The sequence below is a fragment of the Thiohalocapsa sp. genome (assembly GCF_022340605.1).
Taxonomy (GTDB): Bacteria; Pseudomonadota; Gammaproteobacteria; order Chromatiales; family Chromatiaceae; genus Thiohalocapsa.
Genome location: NZ_JAJDNQ010000075.1, coordinates 1 through 21,242 on the forward strand (window position 1 = coordinate 1; position 21,242 = coordinate 21,242).

The 21,242-nt window shown below is 65.7% G+C and carries 22 protein-coding genes and 1 pseudogene; 15 read left to right on the plus strand and 8 right to left on the minus strand.

The annotated features are described in order from the left end of the window. The 4 genes and pseudogenes from LJE69_RS09530 to LJE69_RS09545 all read left to right on the plus strand — a co-directional run. A pseudogene (locus LJE69_RS09530) lies at positions 1-1,000 on the plus strand (arylsulfatase); the annotation flags it as partial. Between the two features lie 123 nt (positions 1,001-1,123). After that, complete coding sequence (locus LJE69_RS09535; protein ID WP_296924271.1) at positions 1,124-1,513, plus strand: tyrosine-protein phosphatase; 390 nt, start codon at positions 1,124-1,126, stop codon at positions 1,511-1,513. A gap of 737 nt (positions 1,514-2,250) precedes the next feature. Further along, positions 2,251-2,565, plus strand: a complete 315-nt coding sequence (locus LJE69_RS09540) for a hypothetical protein (protein ID WP_296924272.1) — start codon at positions 2,251-2,253, stop codon at positions 2,563-2,565. A 143-nt stretch (positions 2,566-2,708) separates the two neighbouring features. Beyond that, complete coding sequence (locus LJE69_RS09545) at positions 2,709-4,400, plus strand: DUF1214 domain-containing protein (protein ID WP_296924274.1); 1,692 nt, start codon at positions 2,709-2,711, stop codon at positions 4,398-4,400. A gap of 417 nt (positions 4,401-4,817) precedes the next feature. Here the strand turns inward: LJE69_RS09545 and LJE69_RS09550 are convergent, their stop codons facing one another. The 3 genes from LJE69_RS09550 to LJE69_RS09560 all read right to left on the minus strand — a co-directional run bounded on the left by LJE69_RS09550 (position 4,818) and on the right by LJE69_RS09560 (position 6,472). Continuing rightward, entirely contained in the window at positions 4,818-5,831 is a 1,014-nt protein-coding gene (locus tag LJE69_RS09550; protein WP_296924276.1) for an FAD-dependent oxidoreductase, read from the minus strand. A gap of 86 nt (positions 5,832-5,917) precedes the next feature. Continuing rightward, positions 5,918-6,094, minus strand: a complete 177-nt coding sequence (locus tag LJE69_RS09555) for a hypothetical protein (RefSeq protein ID WP_296924278.1) — start codon at positions 6,092-6,094, stop codon at positions 5,918-5,920. A gap of 108 nt (positions 6,095-6,202) precedes the next feature. Further along, the gene (locus LJE69_RS09560; RefSeq protein WP_296924279.1) at positions 6,203-6,472 is read right to left on the minus strand and encodes a UBP-type zinc finger domain-containing protein; all 270 of its coding nucleotides are present in this window, start codon (positions 6,470-6,472) and stop codon (positions 6,203-6,205) included. Between the two features lie 201 nt (positions 6,473-6,673). Here LJE69_RS09560 and LJE69_RS09565 point away from each other — a divergent pair, with 201 nt between their 5' ends. From LJE69_RS09565 to LJE69_RS09610, 10 genes are all read left to right on the plus strand, one after another. Further along, entirely contained in the window at positions 6,674-6,832 is a 159-nt protein-coding gene (locus LJE69_RS09565; protein WP_296924281.1) for a hypothetical protein, read from the plus strand. 680 nt (positions 6,833-7,512) lie between these two features. Next, positions 7,513-7,965, plus strand: coding sequence for an EipA family protein (locus LJE69_RS09570; RefSeq protein ID WP_296924283.1), 453 nt, complete (start codon positions 7,513-7,515; stop codon positions 7,963-7,965). A 721-nt stretch (positions 7,966-8,686) separates the two neighbouring features. Further along, the gene (locus LJE69_RS09575) at positions 8,687-11,416 is read left to right on the plus strand and encodes a LysM peptidoglycan-binding domain-containing protein (protein WP_296924285.1); all 2,730 of its coding nucleotides are present in this window, start codon (positions 8,687-8,689) and stop codon (positions 11,414-11,416) included. Positions 11,417-11,620: 204 nt separating this feature from the next. Beyond that, complete coding sequence (locus LJE69_RS09580; RefSeq protein ID WP_296924287.1) at positions 11,621-11,983, plus strand: hypothetical protein; 363 nt, start codon at positions 11,621-11,623, stop codon at positions 11,981-11,983. A gap of 127 nt (positions 11,984-12,110) precedes the next feature. Further along, a complete protein-coding gene (locus tag LJE69_RS09585) occupies positions 12,111-12,467 on the plus strand; it encodes a hypothetical protein (RefSeq protein ID WP_296924289.1) in 357 nt (118 codons plus the stop codon). Between the two features lie 162 nt (positions 12,468-12,629). Beyond that, positions 12,630-13,817, plus strand: a complete 1,188-nt coding sequence (locus LJE69_RS09590) for a hypothetical protein (RefSeq protein ID WP_296924291.1) — start codon at positions 12,630-12,632, stop codon at positions 13,815-13,817. A 63-nt stretch (positions 13,818-13,880) separates the two neighbouring features. Then, positions 13,881-14,297 (plus strand): ion channel, encoded by a 417-nt coding sequence (locus tag LJE69_RS09595; protein ID WP_296924293.1) that lies wholly within the window; start codon positions 13,881-13,883, stop codon positions 14,295-14,297. 47 nt (positions 14,298-14,344) lie between these two features. Continuing rightward, positions 14,345-14,863: a DUF6438 domain-containing protein gene (locus tag LJE69_RS09600; protein ID WP_296924295.1), complete on the plus strand. Its 519-nt coding sequence runs from the start codon at positions 14,345-14,347 to the stop codon at positions 14,861-14,863. Between the two features lie 14 nt (positions 14,864-14,877). After that, positions 14,878-15,378, plus strand: a complete 501-nt coding sequence (locus LJE69_RS09605) for a GNAT family N-acetyltransferase (RefSeq protein ID WP_296924297.1) — start codon at positions 14,878-14,880, stop codon at positions 15,376-15,378. 207 nt (positions 15,379-15,585) lie between these two features. Next, on the plus strand, positions 15,586-15,813 hold the full coding sequence (locus LJE69_RS09610; RefSeq protein WP_296924299.1) for a hypothetical protein: 228 nt from the start codon (positions 15,586-15,588) through the stop codon (positions 15,811-15,813). Positions 15,814-16,158: 345 nt separating this feature from the next. Here the strand turns inward: LJE69_RS09610 and LJE69_RS09615 are convergent, their stop codons facing one another. Then, the gene (locus LJE69_RS09615; RefSeq protein WP_296924302.1) at positions 16,159-17,514 is read right to left on the minus strand and encodes a hypothetical protein; all 1,356 of its coding nucleotides are present in this window, start codon (positions 17,512-17,514) and stop codon (positions 16,159-16,161) included. Positions 17,515-17,875: 361 nt separating this feature from the next. On the opposite strand from LJE69_RS09615, the gene LJE69_RS09620 reads away from it, so the two are divergent. After that, on the plus strand, positions 17,876-18,151 hold the full coding sequence (locus LJE69_RS09620; RefSeq protein WP_296924304.1) for a hypothetical protein: 276 nt from the start codon (positions 17,876-17,878) through the stop codon (positions 18,149-18,151). Between the two features lie 27 nt (positions 18,152-18,178). Here LJE69_RS09620 and LJE69_RS09625 read toward each other — a convergent pair whose 3' ends face one another. The 4 genes from LJE69_RS09625 to LJE69_RS09640 form a co-directional block, all read right to left on the minus strand. Continuing rightward, positions 18,179-19,414 (minus strand): APC family permease, encoded by a 1,236-nt coding sequence (locus LJE69_RS09625; RefSeq protein ID WP_296924306.1) that lies wholly within the window; start codon positions 19,412-19,414, stop codon positions 18,179-18,181. Positions 19,415-19,501: 87 nt separating this feature from the next. After that, positions 19,502-20,326 (minus strand): family 1 encapsulin nanocompartment shell protein, encoded by an 825-nt coding sequence (locus LJE69_RS09630; RefSeq protein WP_296924308.1) that lies wholly within the window; start codon positions 20,324-20,326, stop codon positions 19,502-19,504. A 4-nt stretch (positions 20,327-20,330) separates the two neighbouring features. Then, entirely contained in the window at positions 20,331-20,732 is a 402-nt protein-coding gene (locus tag LJE69_RS09635; protein WP_296924310.1) for a ferritin-like domain-containing protein, read from the minus strand. 140 nt (positions 20,733-20,872) lie between these two features. Next, positions 20,873-21,016, minus strand: a complete 144-nt coding sequence (locus tag LJE69_RS09640; RefSeq protein ID WP_296924312.1) for a DUF3096 domain-containing protein — start codon at positions 21,014-21,016, stop codon at positions 20,873-20,875. Positions 21,017-21,242: the final 226 nt, after the last annotated feature.

The following is a 21,242-nucleotide window of genomic DNA, read 5'->3' on the forward strand; positions in this document are numbered from 1 at the left end:
CTTCGCCTACACCTTCGACGCCGAGAACGCCGACGCCCCGTCGCGCCATAAGACCCAGTACTTCGAGATGATGGGCCAATGGGCCCTGTACCACGACGGCTGGCTGCTGAGCACCAAGGTCAACCGCGCGCCCTGGCAGGCATTCCAGGCCGCCAACGAGGACCCGCTCAACAACCAGGTGTTCCAGCTCTACAACCTGAACGAAAACTTCAATCAGTCCGAGGACATCGCGGCGGAGCATCCGGAGAAGGTGAAAGAGATGCGGGCGATGTTCCTGGAAGAGGCCAAGAAGTACCAGGTGCTGCCGCTCAACGCCTCGGTGGCCGCCCGGGTCGCCGCGCCGCGCCCGAGCCTCACCGCCGGCCTGAACGAGCTGGTCTACACGCGCCCGATGACCGGCGTGCCGCAGGGCGATGCCCCCTATCTGCTCAACACCTCGTACTCCATTACGGCGGATATCACCGTGCCGGAAGGCGGCGCGGAGGGCATGATCGTCACCTCCGGCGGGCGCTTCGCCGGCTGGGGCTTCTATCTGCTCGACGGCAAGCCGGTGTTCAACTGGAACCTGCTGAACCTGGAATGGGTGAGGTGGGAAGGCCCGGATGCGCTGGCGCCCGGCCAGCACACGGTCGAGTTCGACTTCAAGTACGACGGCTTGGGCCTCGGCACCATCGCCTACAACAGCTTCGTCGGCGTCGGCAAGGGCGGCACGGGCACGCTCAAGGTGGACGGCAAGGTGGTCGCCGAACAGCGCATGGAGAAGACCATCCCGATCATCCTGCAATGGGATGAGAGCTTCGACATCGGCTCCGACACCCTCACCGGTATCGACGACGCCGATTACCTGCCGCCGTTTCCGCTGACGGCCGATCTGAACAAGCTGACCATCCAGATCGACCGTCCGCAGCTCTCGCCGGAGGAAATCGAGAAACTCGAGAAGGCGCAAGCGGCGGCGCTGGATGGGGCCCCGGTCCATAGCCTGCAGCCCGGGCCGAATTGACCTAGCCGCCAAACGGGCGAAGCGGCGTTCGCCCTGAACCGGAGCGGTCCGCTCCCGCGAGGGAGCGGACCGCTCTCGGACCTCGATACAGGCCGCGAGACAACACCACAAGGGGAAGATTGAATGCAGCGCACGCTGTTCCACGACCTGGCCGATCCGAGCATGACGCCGGCCGTCTTTCACTGCACCACCGGCAAAGACCGCACCGGTTGCGCCGCGGCCGCGCTGCTGACTCTGCTCGGGGTTCCAAAGGAGACGGTGATGGCCGACTACATGCGCACCAACGATTACACGCTGCCGCAGTTCAAGCACGCCATCTATGCCTTCGTTGCCGGCGGTGGCGAGCGCTTTATCGCCGTCGCCGTGCTCGGTCTCAAGCGGGAGTACCTGGAGGCGTCACTCGACGAGATGCGGAAGCAGTACGGGTCCATCGAAGACTATTTCTCGGAGGGCTCAGGGATCGACAGCGCGGGGCAGGAGGCGCTGCGCGCGCGTTTTCTGGGCGGACCGTAGCGAATGCACGGCGCCGCATCAATGCGCAACAGCGGCTTTGGGGACGGCATGCATCGATACATCCAATACCGACTTGCAAAGCGATCAGAGCTTGCGGCGCCGGATCGGCTAGAAACAACAGCCGTCACGAAGGGTAGCAATGCACGTTCATGACATGTCAACGCGGCCTGGGCGATTACAGCGCACCCCAGCATGGATCGGGGCCGGCGCGGCGGTCCTGACGCTTTCGGCTTTGGGTCCAGCGGCTCTCGCCACGCCGAGTGCCGAGGAACTGGCCAAACTGGCGCAGAATCCCATCGCGAACCTGATCAGCGTCCCGTTTCAGAACAACACCAACTTCGACTACGGGCAGGAAGGCGGCACGCAGAACATCCTGAACATCCAGCCGGTCATCCCGATTACGCTGAATAAGGACTGGAACCTGATCACCAGGACCATCCTGCCGCTGATCTGGCAACCGGAGCTGGGCCCGCGGCAAGAGAGCACCTTCGGGCTCAGCGATACGCAGTTCTCGGCCTTTCTGTCCCCGAGCAATGCCAAGGGCTGGATCTGGGGTGTCGGTGCCATCGCCCAGCTGCCAACCCACACCGACCGTGCGCTCGGCAATAACAACTGGGGGTTGGGACCAACCGCGGTGGCGTTGCATCTGGAAGAGGGCAGCCCCTGGGTCTACGGCATGCTGGCAACTACCGGAACGGTGCGCCCCTTGGGTCGCGGGCAGCCCCTGGGTCTACGGCATGCTGATCAACAACGTCTGGTCGCTGGATACCAGCGACGACGCGTCCTTCAACAACGGCCTGGTCCAGCCCTTCCTCAACTACAACTTCAAGGGCGGCACCTACCTCACCAGCGCACCCATCGTCACCGTCAACTGGTACGCGGATAGCGACAACCGATGGACCGTGCCTGTGGGCGGCGGCATCGGTCGCATCTTCCACTTCGGCAAACCGCCGGTGAACACGCAGATCAGCGCCTACTACAACGTCGTTTCGCCGGAATACGGTGCGGACTGGCAACTTCGGGCGCAGGTGCAACTGATGTTTCCAAAATAGGCGCAAGCGCCAACCCGCGACCATTGACTTCAACCCACGACCGACTGGCCCAAACCAGGAGGACACGCCCAATGCGATTCAATCGTTCCAGGTCTCGTCAACACCCAGCTCTCAACAGACTCCAGGCCGCTGGGTCAGCGCTCGTGTTGGCCGCCGCCTTGTCGCTAGGCAGCGCCCAGGCGGCCGACCAGGGACCGCGTCATCACGCGGGAGGGACATACGACGCCGCCACGGCCACCTACGTGGTGACCAAAGGCGACGATCTCATCGAGATCGGCAAGCGTTTCGGCGTCTCGGCGACGGAGTTGAAGGAATGGAACGGCCTCGCGTCCGACACGATCGACGCCGGCGAGACGCTGAAGGTCGCCGCCGACTCCTCCGCGTCCGCCGCGACACCGGCGAACCAGTACAAGATGACCACCGACATCGCCCCGGGCGTCGCCACCCCCGATACCCTCGACACGTCGATCGGCACCCTGCACCTGCGAGATGGCGTCCCATCCGCCGACAGCATCGAGACCATCTACGACAACCTGGATCGCTCCCGGGCGCTGCAGGCCTATCTACTCGGCATTCCGATCGTCAACCAGGCGAGTATGCGCGACTCGCTGAAGGAGTTCGGGCCTGTCAACCAGACCGACGTCATTTGGGAAGAACTGGTCGACTCCAGGACCGTGGAGCTGACTGCGAACGACAACACGATCTACAACTTCATCTGGATCGATACGCACGACGGGCCGGTGGTGTTGGAGGTTCCGCCAAAATCCTTGGGTGCCATCGACGACTTCTGGTACCGCTGGGTTACTGATATCGGCATCACCGGCCCGGATAAGGGCGAGGGTGGCAAATACCTGATCTTGCCTCCCGGATACAAGGGGGAGGTGCCGGAAGGCTATTTCGTCGTACGCCCAAGCACCTATGGCAACTGGGCACCGTTCCGCACCTTTCTCGTAGATGGGTCGCCCAAGCCGGGCGTCGAGTCGGTCAAACAGCATCTAAAGATTTACCCCCTTGCCGATGCGGCCAATCCCGCGCCGACGACATTCGCGAATGCCTCTGGTATCTCGTCGAACTTCGTCTTTCCCGGCGACTATAGCTTCTGGGAGCTGCTGAACCAGGTCGTTCAGGAGGAGCCGAGCACCGGCTCGGACCCCACCACACTGGGGCTTTTCGCCGCCATCGGCATCGAGAAGGGCAAGCCCTTCGAGCCCGACGCGCGGATGAAGGCCATCTTGGAGGACGCCGCGAAGATCGGCGCCGCCACCGCGCGCAGCCTGGCGTTCAAGATGCGCGAGAAGGATGCCTACTTCTATCCGGACAGCCAGTGGCGCCTGCCGTTTTTCGGCGGCTACAAGTTCGAGGTCGCGCCGGGCGTCGCCAACCTCGACGGCGCGGCCTTCTTCTACTTCTTTGCCACCGGGGTGACCCCCGCGATGGCTGAGAAGATGGTCGGCAAGGGGTCGCAATACCCCTGGACCGCCCTGGACGCGGACGGAAGTCCGTTCGATGGCGCCAAGACCTACAAGCTGCATCTGCCGCCGAACATCCCGGTGAAGGACTTCTGGTCGGTCATCGTCTATGACACCCAGACCCGCTCGATGTTGCAGACCGACCAGCGCTTCCCGAGCGTCAGCAGTCAGAACGAGAATCTTCAGGCCAATCCGGACGGCTCGGTGGACGTCTGGTTCGCCCCCGAGGCCCCGGCGGGCAAAGAAGGCAACTGGATCCAGACCATTCCCGGCAAGGGCTGGTTCATGATCCTCCGCCTCTACGGTCCGCTGGAGCCCTGGTTCGACCAGACCTGGCGTCCGGGCGAGATCGAGCTACAACCCTGACTGAGAGACCCGCGCGCCTCCGGGCGCGCGCTATCACGCAACCAGAGAGAAGAAAGCGATGCCTGTAACAACCCAGCTGGCGTCCGCCGCGCGGTGCGTCGTCCTTGGACTCTTTGGAGGCTCCGTGTCTGCGCAGCCCGCGGCGACCACCGAAGACGCTGCGATCATGGCTGATGAGGCGGAATCCGGGGTCGGTATACGAAATTCCGGAATCCGGGGACGGTATGTTGTATTCGCCACCCGCGGAAGCGAATCCAATACCTGACTTCGGGACATATCGGCGGAATGGAGTTAGAGATGCTGTCCTCGGAATCGCCGAAATGGCTGGAAAACGCACATGCTCCAATACCCCCAGCCATTGAGCCCACCTCTGCTGCGCCGCCGACACCACCTCATCGGCGCTTTGGCGCTCGTCAGTCAGACGACGGCGCTCGTCGGATCGCCCGAGCTGCCGTGCGGACTCAGCTGCTCGATGGCAAAGTACTGGTGCAGCAGCTGGATGGCGATGGAGCCCTCTCCAACTGCGACCTCGCAGCCGAGACGGGTCTGGATGTTCTCGGTTGCCCGCACCTGACGGACGAGGTAGTCCGACATGCCGTCGCGCAGCGATCGTGCGCGGACGACGAGTGTGACGCGTCGGGCGTATTGGGCAAGATGCAGTGCGGATTGGCCGGCCGAGTTGGCGCCTCCGACGACGAAGACGTCGCGACCGACCATTGCCGGGGCTTCGGATGTCGAGCCGCCGTAGTGCACGCCGGCTCCGATGAGTGCCTCGAGTGCCGGCACGCCGAGTCGGCGGTAGCTGACGCCCATGGCCAGCAGCACCGCGGAGGCTCGCAAGCGACCGCAGTCGGAGAGCGACACGAAGAGCTGGCCGTCCTCGCGGGCGATGTCGGTGACCGTTTGCATGAAAGTGAAGTTCGCCCCGAAGACCCAGGCCTGGCTGTATGCGTTCTGGGCGAGTAGCCGACCGCTGATGCCGCGCGGGAACCCGAGGTAGTTGCGAATGAGCGAGCTGGATGTGGCCTGACCGCCGATCCCGCCCTTGTCGACGACCATGGTGCTGAGACCCTCCGACGCGCCATAAACGGCGGCCGACAGGCCCGCGGGTCCCGCGCCGACGATGATGACGTCGAAGTCGGACTGATTCTGGTCGATTGGTCCACCGGTGGCACGGGAAATCTCGAGGTTGGTCGGATTTTGCAGGACCCTGCCGTCCGGGAACACGACGAGAGGAAGCCTTGCCCCCGCCGGAGCCGAGGCGACGAGCGCTCGACCTTCGGGCGAGTCGGCGAGGCAGAAGTGGTGCGACACCGCGCACTGCTGGAGCGTCTCGCGCAGCTCGAAGGCGCGACCGGTCCAGGACTCGCCGACGATGTGCACGGTGTATGGCGCCGCTCGATTTGCCTCGGCCCACTCGAGCAGCACCATGCGGTAGTCTCAATGTAAGTAGTCCAGCGCGGGCAGATGCATCACCGGCGCGAGCCCGATACTTGAGCTGACTGAGAGGGCTGCCTTCACGTCAGTTCTTCCGGGCTCGCGCGACACGGCGTCCCCGATGCCCACCAAAGGACGGCGACGCCGGCGACGGATGACAGAAGCGAGGCGGCCAGCACCGCGAGCTTGGCGGCGGCGAAATCCTCGGTTGCCGGCAACGCTTCGCCGGCGTTGGCCAGGGCGAAGATCGGCAGCACCAGATAGCTCGATTGGCGGCGCGGCAGTATGGACAGGCGTAGCTGCCGTCTTCCACGAGGGAGATCGGCATATGCGTCCGCGTCTCCGCGTGCAGCCAGTCACTCGGATCAGTACTGCGCCACCGCGTCGTGTGAATAGCAATAGAGCCAGCGTTCCCCGGGCTCGGCCGAGGCGATGACCGGATGGCCGCTCGCGTGGGCATGCTTCGTCGCATGACGATTGGGAGAGCTGTCACAGCACAGGGTTGCACCGCAGGTCTGGCAGGTGCGCAGGTGGACCCAGGTGCCACCGATCTTGACGCACTCCTCGCACTCGTGCGCCTTGGGCAGTTTGACGGTCTCGATGGCGCCAATGTGAGAGCAGGTAGTATCGGTCATGATCCTTCCCCTCAATCGGTGAGTGACAGGTGTGCCGGGGCGATTGAATGTCGGACTGGCCGTTGGCGACCGCCGCACGCATGATGCTGCGAACAACGACGGCCCATGCATAAGGCTCGCTCCATTCGCCATTAGGGCCTTACCGTATGCACGCAACGGGCGCCCTGGACGTCGCGCCCCGAACCCGAGCCTCACTCGTCGATGAACGCGAGCGACATGGATGGCATCCTGGAGGTTGAGGCGTTCCATCAAGGCCGCGAGATCATCGGCGTAGGTATCCTAGGTATCCATGGCGTCGCCGTGCCACGGCTGGCTCGAGCACCCATGACCGCGACGTTCGTGGGCGATGCAAACGCCTGAAGCCTGGCCGGGGCGCGCAGGCGACGAGAAGCAAAAGACCTAGCGCGTTGCTAAGCAATATAGTCGGTCTCGCGACGAATACTGGCGCAGGCGATGAAGCCGCGACGCGCGCGCGCCGATGGGCGACAAAGCGGGCATTGGTACCGCCCCTCGGCCAACAAGTCCGATAGCCGCGACGGCTGCGCATGTCCGGCGACTTGACCCAGTGCGGGCGGTCCGTGGCCAGCACCCGATCCGATGGGCGCGCGCGGCGGGTGAACAGCCGCAGGAGGCCGATAGCAAGCCAGCGGAATAGAGTTAGAGCTAATGTGCCAGGCATCGCTCTCCCAGGAATCGCGAAGACCCGACACCTGAGCGAGCCCCTCCCACCATATAACCTTGACGAACCTACGCCGTGCCCTAATAAGGCATGCTGGGGTCAGCCGCGTTGTTCTTTGCAATTGGCCTCCCGGGGGCGTGCCCTTGGCGCGGTCCCGCAGCACATTGGCGGCACATTGGAAGACGCCGTCAGCAAGGCCGATGAGGTCGTTCAGGCCGAGCGAAGTGCGGCATAGAGCGAGGCGGATGCCTCCATTGTCCGAGACGACGAAAGGGCGAAAGGGGCCGCTAAGAGAGGCGAGGCGGCACTGACGGAGAGCAAGACATTCCTGGCATCAACCTGGCGACGGAGGCGAGATGAGATGATTCAAAAACATCGCAACGTTTTTGGCGCCTTGGTAATGGCCGCAGCACTGTTGGGAACTGCCGTGGCGCTGGCCGAAGAGGCCAAGCAGCCGGTTGGCACGGTGACCATCGCAGAAGAGCAGATCGGCCTGATCGTGGGTGGCAGCGAGGGTGGCGGAACCCTCGTATTCAAGGGTAAGGAGTATCCCTTCACGCTGAAAGGCCTGAGCGCCGGTCTCAATGTCGGCGCCTCCACCATGAGCGCCACGGGCAACGTGTACGACTTGAAAGACGTCTCCCAATTCCCCGGCACCTACACCAAGCTGGATGCGAGTGTCGCGCTTGGCGGCGGTATGGGCGGTTTGCGGCTGCAGAATCAGAATGGCGTGATCATGACGCTGCACTCGCGGACCGCGGGTCTGGACCTGAATCTCGGCACAGTCTCCGGCGTGACGGTCAAGATGGAATAACAATGCGCCTACTTTGCCGCACGCCCTCATGACGTCCGACGCACTAGAGCAGCGTTTCTCCCAACTTTGCTTTCGTTGTCGTTGTCGTTGTCGAGTATCCGATTACGACCACAACCACGACCACGACCACGACCACGAGCAGAGACTTCGACCCGGTTCCTCGGCTCCGCCCTCAACCGGGTCGACGCCTGCAAAATTGGCTGAAACGGGGTACTAGATTGCTTGAGGGGCCGAAATCTTTGCAGACGCGTCAAGTTTTGTGTGCACCGCAGCACCGATCAGAAAGGGCGAAGGGCCGAGGACCTGGGGTCGGAGCAGCAGTCGACGGGAACTCTGCGGGCGCGTTTTGGCCCTCGGCCCTCGGCCCTTGTTGCACGCCGCGGGGAGATCGACGCGACGTTCGCCGCCTCATGCCGTTGTCGGTCTGAGGCAGCGCCTCGCTAGAGACCGGGCAAGTACTCGGTGTCGGTCGGATTAGCGCAGCGTAATCCGACGAGGGGCGTCGGTAGGCCGTTGATTGTCGGGTTACGCTAGCGCTAACCCGACCTACGATCCTCAGGGCGTCCGACGCATGACCGCGGGCGGCCGGGGCATCGGTCGTGGGGGGATGCCGGCGGCGAGAGGCCACGGTGATGAGTAGTCGTGCGGTGGGCAGTTTCCGACGTCGGGCGGACTGCACCCAGCGCCGCAGAATCAGGGCCGTGAGCCTTGGAGCGCATCGATGCATGGCGAACAGAAGGTCTCCAGGGCGGCCGCGCCGCGACTCGGGATTGCGAGGAAAGGGCGAGCGGGCAAGCGGCTGGCGCTGGCCCTCTATCTCGCACTGGCGGCGCCGGTGCAGGCGGCCGACAACGGCCCGCGCCAGCACGCGGAGGGCAGCTATGACCCTGCGACGGGCATCTACACGGTCGCCGCGGGCGATGTCCTGGGGGCGATCGCGCGGCGCTTTGGCCTGAGCCTGAGTGCCCTGGAGCAGCAGAACGACCTCAGCTCCACGCAGATCAAGGTGGGGCAGCAGCTTGCCGTCGGCGCTGCCTCCGAGGACATCACCGTGGTCATCGGGCCGGCCCAAGCGCCGGCAGCAGCGAACGAGCCGCCGGCAGCACAAACCCAGCCGCCACCGGCACCGACCCCGCCCGTGTCCGATCTGCCCGCCGACCCTTGGCCCATACAGGTGCAGGTGGACGGCAAGGCCCTGACCGTCTATCAACCGCAAGTGGAATCCTGGACCGGCAACCAACTCAACGTGCGGGCCGCGGTGGCGGTGAAGCCGGCGGGGCAGCGTCGTGAGGCCTTCGGCGTGGTCCGCCTCCAGGCCCGGACTCAGGTGGACCGCGCGCAGCGGCAGGTGGTGCTGGAGGACCTCAAGGTCCAGAGCGCGGACTTTCCGACGCTGCCCGATGACGGCGCGGCACTGGCGAGCGCGGCGCAGACCCAGTTCAGCCAGTCCATTCGCATCGTCTCGCTGGACCGACTCGAGGCGTCGCTCGCGGCGGCCGATGTCACGCCGCCAGGCGGCGTCGCCGTCAAGAACAAGCCGCCGCGGATCATCGTCAGCGAGACGCCTGCGGTGCTCGTGCCGATCCAGGGGCTCGCGGTGTGGAAGCCGATCCCCAACAGCCAGCTTCAGCGCGTGATCAACACCCGGGCAGTGATCCTCGCCACCGACCCGGAGGGTCCCTACTACCTGCACCTGCTGGATGGCTGGATGGCCGCCCAGTCCCTGCAAGGCCCCTGGTCGCGGGCAGAGAGTACGCCGGCGGGCGTGGACGAGGTGGCGAGCCACCTCGCGACCACGGGCGAGGCGGACCTGCTGAATGGCAGCCCCAGCACGCCGACGCTGGAACTGCTCTCGGCAGGCCCGCCGGTGGTCTACGTCAGCGAGACGCCGGCCGAGCTCATCGTCTTCAAGGGCAAGCCGAACCTGGTGCCCATCAAGGACACGGCGCTGCTCTGGGCCAGCAATACCACGGCGGATGTCATCGTGGACACCGACGACAGCGACTACTACGTGCTGCTGGCCGGGCGCTGGTTTCGTGCGCCGGCGCTGAGCGGTCCATGGACCTACGTGGCGAGCACGGACTTGCCCGCGGACTTCGCCCGCATCCCCGAGGACAGCCCCGCCGGGGTCGTGCTCGCCTCCGTGGCAGGGACGCCGCAGGCACGTGAGGCGGTTATCGCCAACGGTATCCCGCAGACCGCCACCGTGCCGCTGACGGGCGGGCCGACCTTCACGCTGCAAACCGACGGTCCACCCACCATCGCCCTGCTGAAGGGGACAGACCTGGAGTACGTGGTCAACGCCAGGACACCCGTCATCCGGGTCAACGGCGAGACTTACTATGCCCTGCAGGAGGGGATCTGGTTCCAGTCCGACTCCCTGGACGGACCCTGGACCGTGGCCTCATCGGTCCCGGCCGACATCTACAGCATTCCGCCCAGCTCGCCGCTGCACTACGTCACCTATGTGCATATCTATGGTGCGACGCCGGAGGTGGTCTACGAGGGCTACACGCCCGGCTACCTGGGGACCGTGATCGCGGACGACGGTGTCGTGGTCTATGGCACCGGCTACGACTACCAGCCCTGGATCGGCGACACCTGGGTCGCCGCACCCGAGACCTACGATCTGGCCGCCGCGCCAGTCTACAACCCTGCTGTCGGCTACGCCTACGGCTTCGGGCTCGGCCTCGCCACCGCGGCCGCCGCCGATGCCTACTGGGGTGGCGCCTATTATCGGCCGTATCACGCCGGTTACGGCTGCTGCGCGGTCACCAGCGCCAACGTCTACGGTCACTGGGGTGATACCGTCGCCAGCGGCACCCGCGCCTGGTACGCCGGCCCCGGCGAGGCCTGGACGGGCGCCCGCGGCAGCTACGTGAATGAGGGCACCGGCACCACCGGCGACTTTGCCGCCGGCCGCGGCTACGATGCCTGGACCGGCACCGCCGGGCGCGGCTACGGCCGCACCTTCGACACCGCTGGTGGTACCACCGGCGCGGTGGAACGGGGCGAGCGCTACAACCCCGCCACCGGTAACCTCGCCTACGGCGCCCGGGGCACCGCCACCGGCCCCGGCGGCAGCACCGTCTCCCGCGATACCGCCGCCGCCGAGGACCGTCACGGCCGGTCCGCCGCGGTGCACCAGGCCACGCTCGACAGCGCCCGGACCGGGGAGACCCACACGGTCACCACCGCACGGGTCGGCGACAATCTCTACGCGGGTGCGGACGGCCATGTCTATCGCAACACCGGCGACGGTTGGCAGACCCACGACGACGATGGCTGGCACGCGGCGGCTGGGGACACCGGCTGGGCCGACCGGGAATCGCGCGCCCGCACCTTCGGTGACGAGCGCGCCAACGCCTTCTACCGAGGCGGCTGGGGGGAACGCGCAGGCCGCGGCTTTGGCGGGCGCGCCGCTGGCGGCGGCTTCCGCGGGCGTCGCTGACCGTGCAGCGGGCGATCTGGTGCTTCGCCGCGGCAATTCCGGGACGGGGCTCCCTTGTTCTCGTAAGCGGAGTCGTCATCGAATATCCGCACGATCACGATCACGAGCGCGATTGCGACGACAACGACAACGACTGAGAGGGTCTCGGGACTTGCGCGCTGTTGCGCTGGCGTGTTCGCCGTGTATATATGATGAGGAGCATCCATGATCGTTCGACTGATATTGCCATTGGGCCTGTCGGTAGCACTGGCCGGCTGCTCCGTGGCCAGCGGCCCCCTCTCCGCGCCGCCGGTGCCTGCCAACCCCGGCAGCGCCGCTGATGTGAGCGTCTACCGCGCCACCGCCGTGGACGACGATGAAGAGCGCATGGTGGTCACCGTCAACGGCGAAGGGGTTTACCAACTGCGCCCCGGCGAGCGCTACGACTTCGTGCTCGACCCCGGCGACTACACGCTGGGTTATCGGATGGCCACGGACGATTGCTCGGTACCCATCCGGATCGCAGCGGAGGCCAATTACGTATTCAAGCTGGGCTCCGAATGCGCCATTGTTCTCGAATCCGAGTAGGCGCCCGAAGCCGCGTTCACGAACGCTTCGCCGGGCTTGGCCCTGATCCCGAACAGGGACCGAACAGGGAAGGCCAATCATCGCCATCGCGTCAGGCGCGGCGGATCGGCACGATCGAACCGGCGCAGTGATGCTGCTAACCATATCTCTGGAAGCTGCGGGTAATATGCAGCCTGTGCCGAGCACAACCGCTGCCGAGGACAACGCGATGAAGAATATTTGTCTGTTCGTCTTGTGCCTGTCGCCGCTGCTGGCCCTCGCTCAAGAGGGACCCAATGCCGCGCAATCTCCCGGTGCGATGGGGGTCCTGTCCGGCCCCGACTGTGTCGCCAATTGCGAGGCCACCCTGGCTGCCTGCAAGCAGCAGTGCCTGGATACGAAGGCGCGCGCCGATGTGAGGCACTACGACGAAGGGGATGTGTCGGTCTCGGACTGCATCAGCGGCTGCGAGACCGATGCGAAGATCTGCAAGGACGACTGCTGACGGAAGAGCATGGCCCGTGGCCGCCGGAACCTCGTCCGCGGGCTGCCGTATCCTTGGGCGATGCGGCTCTGGCCATGCACGCTTGAAACGCTCATCTGCGCTGATCGGCGGTAGGCTATCCCCGCCCCGCCCTGATGGCGCGTCACCACCGGTGCCCGGGCCTTGACCGGAAACATCGCCAGCGGCGCGGCGTCGCGCTTCTCCCTCGTTGTCGGCGGGCCTTTCCACAGCCTGTTGGGGCGACTGAGGCTGACGGGCGCCGATCTGCTGCCGACGTGGCGGGCCGCGCTGCTGCTGGCCGGGCTCGCCTGGCTGGCACCCGCGGTGGCGGTCGTCGCCCAGTCATTGAGCGATGCGGGATATGCCGGCTGGCCCTACTTCACGGATCTGACTGTCTCGACCAGCTATGTGGTCGCCATCGTGGTCATGGTCGTCACCGAGCGCTACGCCGACGGACGTCTCGCCATTCTCGCCGAGCATTTCGACAAGGCGCAGCTCCTGGGGCCTGACGCCGTCGTCGGCTTCAGGCGCGCCCTTGCCACGGCAGACCGGCGCTCGTCGTCGGTGGTCGCGGAGGCCATCATCCTGCTGCTGGCGCTGGCGTGGTCGGCTGCGGCCGCCCAGCTCATCGTCGATCTGTCCGGTTCCAGCTGGGAAGGTCGGGTGATGGACGGTCACGCGGTGCTGTCCTGGGCCGGGCTGACGGCGGCATGCATCAGCACGCCGCTGTTCCTGTTTCTGGTGCTGCGCTGGATCTGGCGCTTCGCGGTGTGGACCGTACTGCTGTTTCGGGTCTCCCGGCTGCCCTTGCAATTGGCGCCCCTGCACCCGGACCGCTGCGCAGGCCTCGGCTTCCTGTCGATCTATCCGAGCATTTTCAGCGGTTTCATCTTCGCGCTGAGCTGCGTCATCGCGGCCGCGATGATCGAGGACATCCGGCTGGTGCATCCGAATGCGGAGATGGTTTGGTGGGGGGTGGCGTTCTGGCTCGGCTTCTGCGGGATGCTGCTCCTCGGTCCGATCCTGGTCTTCGTACCGCCGCTGTACTGTCTGCGCGAGCAGGCCCTGATCGACTACGGCCGCCTGGCGAGCCAGCATCATCTTGCGTTCCACCGCAAGTGGACCGACCCGTCGATGCGCGGCGACGCGCTGCTCGGGTCCGCGGACACGTCCTCCGCATCGGACCTGAATGCGACCATCGAAGCGGTTCAGCAAATCCGCGTGGTGCCGGTGGATTGGCCCGCGGTCCAGCAACTGACGGTCGCGGCGGGTGCGCCCATGCTGGCCGTGGTGGCGACGCAGATCCCACTTGCCGAGATGGGCAACTGGGTCCTCAGCAAGCTCCTGTAACCAGGAGGGGGGGCGATGGGCGTAAAGTGGACGCGGCAGTCACCCCGGCAACGGGTGATACTGGTGCACGCGCTCGCGCTGATGCTCGCGGTTGCGCTGTTTTACGTTCACTCGATCGTCCTGTTCGACGTCGCGGGGTTGCTGCTGGAGCACCGGGCCGGGCTGGAGGACAGCGTCGGCTTTCACCAGGCGGGCAAGCTGATTGTCAGCGGCTGCTTTCTCATCCTGTTCGCGGCGCATATTGCGGAGGCGATGCTCTGGGCGCTGTTCCTGCGCTGGCGGAATCTCGTCTCGGGCTTTGCCGAGGGCCTGTACTTCACAACCGTGACCATGACGACGCTGGGCTACGGGGACGTGACCCTGCCGCCGCCCTGGCGGCAGCTCGGGCCGCTGCTCGCCATCGCCGGGGTGCTGACGTTCGGCTGCTCAACGGCCTTCCTGTTCGTCGTGATGCAGGGGGTCTGGGCGCTGCATCTTTGATGCCGACAATAATCCTTGGACGCTTCAACTGCATCAGGAGCCGCAATGTGAAAGCTCATCTCAAATTTGCCATCCTGCTTTTCACGGTACTCGGGTGTTCGCTGGCTCAAGCGCAGCATTCGGAAATACCTCTCGATCAGGTTGAAATCCGGCTCGAACGGTCCGCATGCTTCGGCTTTTGCCCGGTCTATAGCGTCACCGTCCATGGCGATGGTACAGTCGAGTTCGACGGCAAGCAGTACACCGCGCATCGCGGCGTGGCAACGTGGCGCATCGATCCCGGTGATGTGGTGACGCTGGTTAATCAGCTTCTCGATGCACATTTTTTCGAAGCCGCGCCGAGCTATGTCTCCCGCGAAGTGGCGGAAATCGGACCCGAGGGTGGGCTACTGCTTTTCGACAACCAGGTGACGGATCTTCCCGGGGCTACGCTGACCTTCAAACTCGGCGAGCGTGAGCACTCTGTCTTTCTCTACTACAACGTTCCGGCGCAGCTAGAGACACTGCCCGACGCAGTGGATGAGATCGCCCAAACAGAACAGTACGTCAGCGGCGGGGGCGGCTGACGAATTACCAAGCCATGACCTACGCCATGCGCCATGTCGCAGCCGGGGAGGTGCCCGCGCTGCGCGCTGTCTACGCCGACGCGGTGCGCGGGCTCGCGCCGGGACACTACGCGCCGGAACAGGTGGTGGTGTGGGCCGGTTTTGCAGCATCCCAAGACTTCACCGGCTTCGTGCTGGACGTGATGACCTTCGTCGCGGTCGCGCATGGCGACATCGTCGGCTTCTGCGGCATCGGGCCGGACGGGCATGTGGCGTCTATCTATGTGCACCCGGCCCATGCCCGTCGCGGCATCGCCAGCGCACTGCTCCGACGCGCGCTCGCCGCTTGTCCTGCGCCCGATGCCGGGCGTTGGCTCGCGGAGGCGAGCCTGCTGAGCCGGCCGCTGTTTCAGCGTTTCGGGTTTCGGCAAACCGGTGTCGAGCGGGCACTGCGCGACGGCGTGGGCTTCGAGCGCTATATCATGGCGCGCGTGCCGGACCTGTGTGACGGCCTAAGGCGAATGCCAATTGAATAGGCAGAAATAGGACTCGTATCCGTATTTACCCCAAGGCCGGTCATGTTCATTGCTATGAGTGTTGGCAAAGTGCCGAGGTATTCGGCGCCCTTTTTAAACCGACCTTAAATCCCGCAGAAACCGTGTCGTAGCGCGGTGCAGGACTTGTCCTATAACTACAGTGCCCGCCTCACTCGGCGCAGGCACCACCAATCAATGGGGGTTCTTATGCATCACGGCGACATCCTGATCCATATCGATCGCACGCTGAGCGACGATGAGATCAATGACCTCTTGCGCGAGACGAGTCATGACCACGGCGTGGTCGACGCCTGCATCGGCGAAAAGACCCGGCATCTCATGGTCGTCGATTACAACGCCCTCGAGACCAAACCCAGCATCATTTTGCATGCCATCCGCCAGCGCGGTCATAGCGCCGAGATGATCGGCCTGTGATCCGGCGGCCTATGCTGCTCTGATTGGCGGCGCCGTCACTCCGCCGCCGCTATGACCACGCGCCGCAGTGACAGATAAAACCGCGGCGGCGGTGGCCGCCGCGTCCCAGCCGCCACCAATGACGAGCGCCACGCGTTCGGCTTGGCCCCGCGAGTCGTCGATGACCGCTCGGTAGGGCGCGTGCGGCACCTCGACGTCCGCGCGATGCCTGGCTTCGTTACAACTCGTTGGAGTAGGGCGACTATTCCACCTCGTTGTGCCTCGCCAGCCACCGCGCGGGACGCACCCTGAGGACCGTCCAACCGCTGTTTCTGGGTTGAAGGTCTTCCGCCCACTTTACTCCAGCTACTCAGCCGCGCCGGTCGGGGACGCCGGCGACGGGCTGCCACACAGGCTGCCGTTGTACTGGCACTGGGTCTCGATACCCATGGCGGCCTGCTCGGCATTGAGGTCGAAGACGGCGTTCTCGGTGGTTTCGGACGCCTCGCAGCCGCAGATCTGGCTGGCGCAGCAACTGCAGCCGACGGCGGCCTCCAGCTTCAGGATTTCCGAGGTGCCCAGCCTGCTGTTGCCGAGCCCGCCGCAGGCCTGCTCGACGAGCCCGGCATCGTCCTTGAGCGAGGACACGGTGCAGAGCGTCGCATCGCAGGTGTAGCCCACCTCGACGCCGTCATCGCGCGCGTTGCGGTACTCGGCGCAGACCTGTGGGCAACTGATGCCTTGCGGCACCTCCGGGATGGCCGGCTGCACGGGATCGCTGTCGGGTGTCGGCGGCAGCAGCGGACAACCGCTGTTGCCGAAGGCATCGGGCACGCAGTCGAGCTGGGAAATCATGCCCACTGTCGGGTTGTAAGCGGCCGACCAGATGTTCTTGCCGGGATCGTCCGCCGGGGCATCGCCGGCGATGTTGCAGTCCGCGTTGGCCTGACCGACCTGATACGGACCGGTGTAGTTCGGACAGGTACAGACGTCGATATAAGCCTCCTCGTCGCAGCCGTCGCAGAGCGGGACCTTCTGCTCGGAGAGACGCTTGCACGGCGCGGTCATGCAGCCGGCGTATGGCGCCGACGCGCAGTTGGTCTGCCCGATCGCGTAACCGGGGATCTTCGCGGCGTCGAGCGCCGGGGTAAATGTGGATATGTAGTCCGGGGCAGGGTCCGCATCGGCCAGCAGTTGCTTGCTCTGGATGGCCGCACAGACCGGTGCCATGTTCGGCTGGCTCTGGCAGTTCGCACCGGTCTCGCCGCACACCCGCACCGTGTCCAGGTAGACCTGCTCGTCCAGAATGCCGTTGATGTCTACGTAGTAAGGGCCGAGCGGCATCTCGATACATTTGCAATTGGAAAAGTTCGGATCATCGCTGACCTCACAGGAGAGATTGGGTGGTCCCGTCTCAGGGGCGCTGTCGGACGCGGGACCCGAGTAGTAGCACAGCGCGATGGGGCCACCGAAGCAGGGGACGAAGTTGGACGGGTACAGCGCGATATCCGCTGCCGCGGGGCCGTATGGCGTGGTCTCGATCGGGTTTGGACTGTAAGTGAACACGGGGGGTTGGACGGCGGCGGTATCCGCGGCATGACACACGCCGGAGGCGAGCAACAGCCAGCCCAACGCTATCGCCTGGCGGCTGCGTGAAGGTTTCCCTGGACCGCGATGGCCGGCTTTCGGTGCGCGCTCCGGCGTGTGCAGATCTGTTGTCATTTGGCACTCCTCGTGTTCAATTTATGGCATCGGTGACCAGGTTCCCGGTCTTGAGACCGCGGAAGCCGGCGCGGGTCCGGCTTGATACCGGCCGTCCCGCACTCGCACCCGATACTGCCGACGCAGCGAATGCCGCAAGCCGAACTCGACGCCGCATGTAGACCGACCGACGAAGGGAGATGCCACGTTTACCAACGATAGCCAATAATTTGGGTGTCCCTCACTGGGTGCATGACAATGACCACGACCAATACGCAGTCCGGTACCAATGTGCATGAGATCGCCGACGGCATTTATCGCATCAATACCCCTGTAAATATTAAGGAAGGCGGCGGCTTCTCATTCAATCAGTATCTGGCTGATGGAAGAACAGACGCACACCCTGCTTTGCGGGGACCTGTTCACGCAGGGTGGCGCCGATCTGCCGCCGATCACGGAGTCCGATATTCTCGGGCCGAGCGAGGCGTTCCGGCGCGGCATGGACTACTTCTCGCACACCACCAGGGCGCGTCAGATGGTGGAGCGATTGGCCACCACTAACCCCGCAACCCTCGCCTGCATGCACGGCAGCGCCTGGCGAGGCGATGGCGCCGGCCTGTTGCGGGCGCTCGCGGATGCCCTGGAAGCGGAGGAATGACCCTAGGGTGACCTGTAGACGGCTGTGTCAGTGCTTGCGCACGAGCCACGGCCTGGCGATGAAGATGAGCGCCACGAACAGCAGCATGCCCCCCGTTACGTACGGGGCCTGCAGGAACTGCTGGACGCCCGACACCCCGATCGCGGCCCCGCAGAAGGTGGCGCCGAGCAGGCAGAGCGCGGCGCCGGGGACGTCCTCCAGGAAGGCGATGACGTTTACGATGCCGAAGGTGAGCAGGAAGATCAGGCTCGCCGCCTCCACCAGGGTGCTGAGATCGCCTACCGCGGCCAGCAGCGCCGCGGCGACGCCGATGAAGCCGATGGCGTAGTGCGGCACGCGTGCCCTGTTCTGCCGGGCGAACACGGGGGGCAGCTCCTCCCCTTCGCTGACGCTCTGCATCAGCCGGCTGGTGGAGAACAGGGTCGCGTTGATGGCCGAGCCGGTGGAGAAGGCCGCCGCCACCGTCACCAGCCCCAGTCCCGTCAGGCCCAGCGCCTGCTGCCCGGCGACGGAGAGCGCGACTTCCTTCTGCTCGACCAGCGCCCGGGCGCCCACCAGCATGGCGGCGCCGAGGGTCACCATGATGTACACGACGATGACGGCGAGCACCGCCAGGATGGCGGCCCAGGGCAGGGTCACGTCGGGGCGCCGCATGTCGTGGTAGTCGTAGCTCAGGAGCTGGAAGCCCTCGTAGGCCATGAAGATGGTGGCGGCGCCGACGAGCGCGGCGTACCAGGGCTTGGGCCCGATGCCGGCGGAGAGCTGCTCGGGGTTCCACTGCCACAGGCCGAAGGCGGCCAATCCCACCAGCACGAAGAGCTTGCCGTAGACGGTGATGATCTCCGCCCGGGAGATGTCGCCGACGCCGCGCAGGTTGAGCGCCGTGAAGGCGCCGATGACCACGAGCGACAGCACCCGCGGCAGCCAGGGGCCGACGTTGAAGACATGGGCCACGTACTCACCGAAGGTGAACGCATAGACCGAGATGGTGAGGACGTAGCCCAGGATCAGCAGCCAGGAGAGCGACCCCGCGAACGTGTGGCGCTCCAGCTTGCGCAGGTAAATGAACGCGCCGCCGCTCTCCTTGTGCTTGACGGTGAGCTGGCTGTAGCTGTGCGCGGAGATCAGCGCGATGACCCCCGCGATGAGGAAGCTGAGCCAGGCCCAGCCACCGGCTGTCTCGATGACCACACCCAGCACCGAGAAGATGCCACCCCCCACCATGCCACCCACCGCCATGGACCAGGTGGCGTTGAAGGACATTTTGGCGTGCGTCGCCATCGCTCGACAGCGGCCGGGGGCATCCTGCCCCGCAAGCAACGCTCACCGGGGCGCGGGGTGCCTTGCGGCTCAGCCGCCCTCCGGCTCCAGCGTACAGATGGCGCCGGGCTCGTCCAGCAGCAGCACCAGGCTTTCGGAGACGAACAGCTTCAGATGCACGCCGTCGTTGGCGGAGAAGCCCACGCGCAGGTCCTGCCCGACGGTGAGGTTGCCCACGCGCGGGTCCACCACCACGCCGCCGTTTACCGGTGCCTTGTACAGGCCCGCCTCGCACAGCCGCCGCAGGTGGTCCACCTGTAGCATGTCGCTGCACTCGAAGCGGCGGAACAGGGCGTTGTAGCGCTCCGGTGCCAGTGCCAGGGCATAGGGGCCGCTGAAGCCGTTGGCGTCCAGACGGTTGACGGCCGTGAGCACGTCGGCGAGCGCCCGCGACAGGTCGTTCCAGTCGCCGCAGGGCGCCGTGGCGCGGCCGGCGACGGTGGTGAGGCCGTCCAGGCCGAGCTGCGGTACGCCGTGGTAGATCATCCGCTCCTCGCTGCGCGCCACCGCCTCGGCGGCATCCTCCACTGGGCGCAGGTCGAGTGGCAGGGAGAGCTGCCGGTGCCCCTCCACCCGCCGCACGCTCAGCGCGCAGGGCTGCTGGAGCATGGGCACCGGCAGGGACTGGCTGCCGATGGTGGCGGCCAGTGCGCCGTTCGGCGCCGCTTGGTCGGGCTCGGTGATGCGCGCCTCCGGGCCGCTCTCGATGCTGGTGAGGCCGAGCCCGTAGGGGCCGTCGACGTCCAGAAAGCGCCGCGCGGTGAGCCGCGCGGCTGCGGCCTCGAGTGCGGCGGCGTCGATACGCTCCCAGATGGCCTCATCGAGGCCGGCGGCGCTGCGGTTCAGGTTGGACATGGCGTCACCTCCGCTCGGGCTTCAGGCTGCCCAGCGTCAGGCCAGGCGGGGTCGGTGCCCGTGGTGCCGGGGCTGGCTCGCCCTCGCCCGAGTCGCCGCCGGTGGCCGCCTCTTCCGCCTCGGTGATGGGCGCTTCGGTAAACAGGTAGGTGCGCAGGTGCTGGTCGAAGCTGTCGTCGTTGCGGCGCAGCCACTCCAGCACCATGGCCGCGTGCTCGATCTCCTCACGCATGTTGTGCAGCAGCACGGCGCGCAGCGCCTCGTCGCCGCTGGCGTCGGCGCGCTGGCGGTACCAGTCCACCGCTTCCAGTTCCTCCTGGAGCGACACCAGGGCGCGATGCATGTTGCGGGTGTGGGCACTGAGGTCGCCGGCGGCTTCGTGCAAGGTGTCTGAGGACGCTGCCATCGATTCTGCTCCTATGGATTCCGTTGTCGATGCGGCCCGACCCGGCGCCCCGCCCGCCGCCCTGATCCTTAGCGTGTCCAAGGCAGGCGCGGTTGGGCAGGACCGGGGGGACGGTTGGTACGCCTGTGGGTACCGAGGCGTCAGACGCCGGCGATGTTCAAGAGGCCCACGATGCCGACGATGATCAAATAGATGGCGACGATGTAGTTCAGCAGCGACGGGCGAACCAGGATCAGGATCCCGGCGACGAGTGCCACGATGGGCGTGATCATGGGGTACGACATCGAAGTCTCCCTGTAAGTCAAGAATGGATGGCGGCCAGCGGCCGGTCACGAAGTGTGCCGCGGGCGCCGCACGCCGCACTCGCTGTTGCAAGGCTGGTGCCGATTGCCGCGCTCGCCGCGGTCCCTGTGCCCGGCGGGCTTCGTGCCCGACGGCGACACTGCCGATTGGGGCGCTATGAACCGGCCGCTGGTGCAACTCCACCGGTCAACTCCATTGGGCTGGTGC

Excerpts from the sequence above, each read along its gene's own strand:
- LJE69_RS09605 (WP_296924297.1), top strand. The coding sequence starts at position 14,878 with ATGACCTACGCCATGCGCCATGTCGCAGCCGGGGAGGTGCCCGCGCTG.
- LJE69_RS09560 (WP_296924279.1), bottom strand. The coding sequence starts at position 6,472 with ATGACCGATACTACCTGCTCTCACATTGGCGCCATCGAGACCGTCAAA.
- LJE69_RS09580 (WP_296924287.1), top strand. The coding sequence starts at position 11,621 with ATGATCGTTCGACTGATATTGCCATTGGGCCTGTCGGTAGCACTGGCC.
- LJE69_RS09570 (WP_296924283.1), top strand. The coding sequence starts at position 7,513 with ATGATTCAAAAACATCGCAACGTTTTTGGCGCCTTGGTAATGGCCGCA.
- LJE69_RS09610 (WP_296924299.1), top strand. The coding sequence starts at position 15,586 with ATGCATCACGGCGACATCCTGATCCATATCGATCGCACGCTGAGCGAC.
- LJE69_RS09575 (WP_296924285.1), top strand. The coding sequence starts at position 8,687 with ATGCATGGCGAACAGAAGGTCTCCAGGGCGGCCGCGCCGCGACTCGGG.
- LJE69_RS09535 (WP_296924271.1), top strand. The coding sequence starts at position 1,124 with ATGCAGCGCACGCTGTTCCACGACCTGGCCGATCCGAGCATGACGCCG.
- LJE69_RS09540 (WP_296924272.1), top strand. The coding sequence starts at position 2,251 with ATGCTGATCAACAACGTCTGGTCGCTGGATACCAGCGACGACGCGTCC.
- LJE69_RS09640 (WP_296924312.1), bottom strand. The coding sequence starts at position 21,016 with ATGTCGTACCCCATGATCACGCCCATCGTGGCACTCGTCGCCGGGATC.
- LJE69_RS09635 (WP_296924310.1), bottom strand. The coding sequence starts at position 20,732 with ATGGCAGCGTCCTCAGACACCTTGCACGAAGCCGCCGGCGACCTCAGT.
- LJE69_RS09630 (WP_296924308.1), bottom strand. The coding sequence starts at position 20,326 with ATGTCCAACCTGAACCGCAGCGCCGCCGGCCTCGATGAGGCCATCTGG.
- LJE69_RS09615 (WP_296924302.1), bottom strand. The coding sequence starts at position 17,514 with ATGACAACAGATCTGCACACGCCGGAGCGCGCACCGAAAGCCGGCCAT.
- LJE69_RS09565 (WP_296924281.1), top strand. The coding sequence starts at position 6,674 with ATGAACGCGAGCGACATGGATGGCATCCTGGAGGTTGAGGCGTTCCAT.
- LJE69_RS09625 (WP_296924306.1), bottom strand. The coding sequence starts at position 19,414 with ATGTCCTTCAACGCCACCTGGTCCATGGCGGTGGGTGGCATGGTGGGG.
- LJE69_RS09550 (WP_296924276.1), bottom strand. The coding sequence starts at position 5,831 with ATGGTGCTGCTCGAGTGGGCCGAGGCAAATCGAGCGGCGCCATACACC.
- LJE69_RS09620 (WP_296924304.1), top strand. The coding sequence starts at position 17,876 with ATGGAAGAACAGACGCACACCCTGCTTTGCGGGGACCTGTTCACGCAG.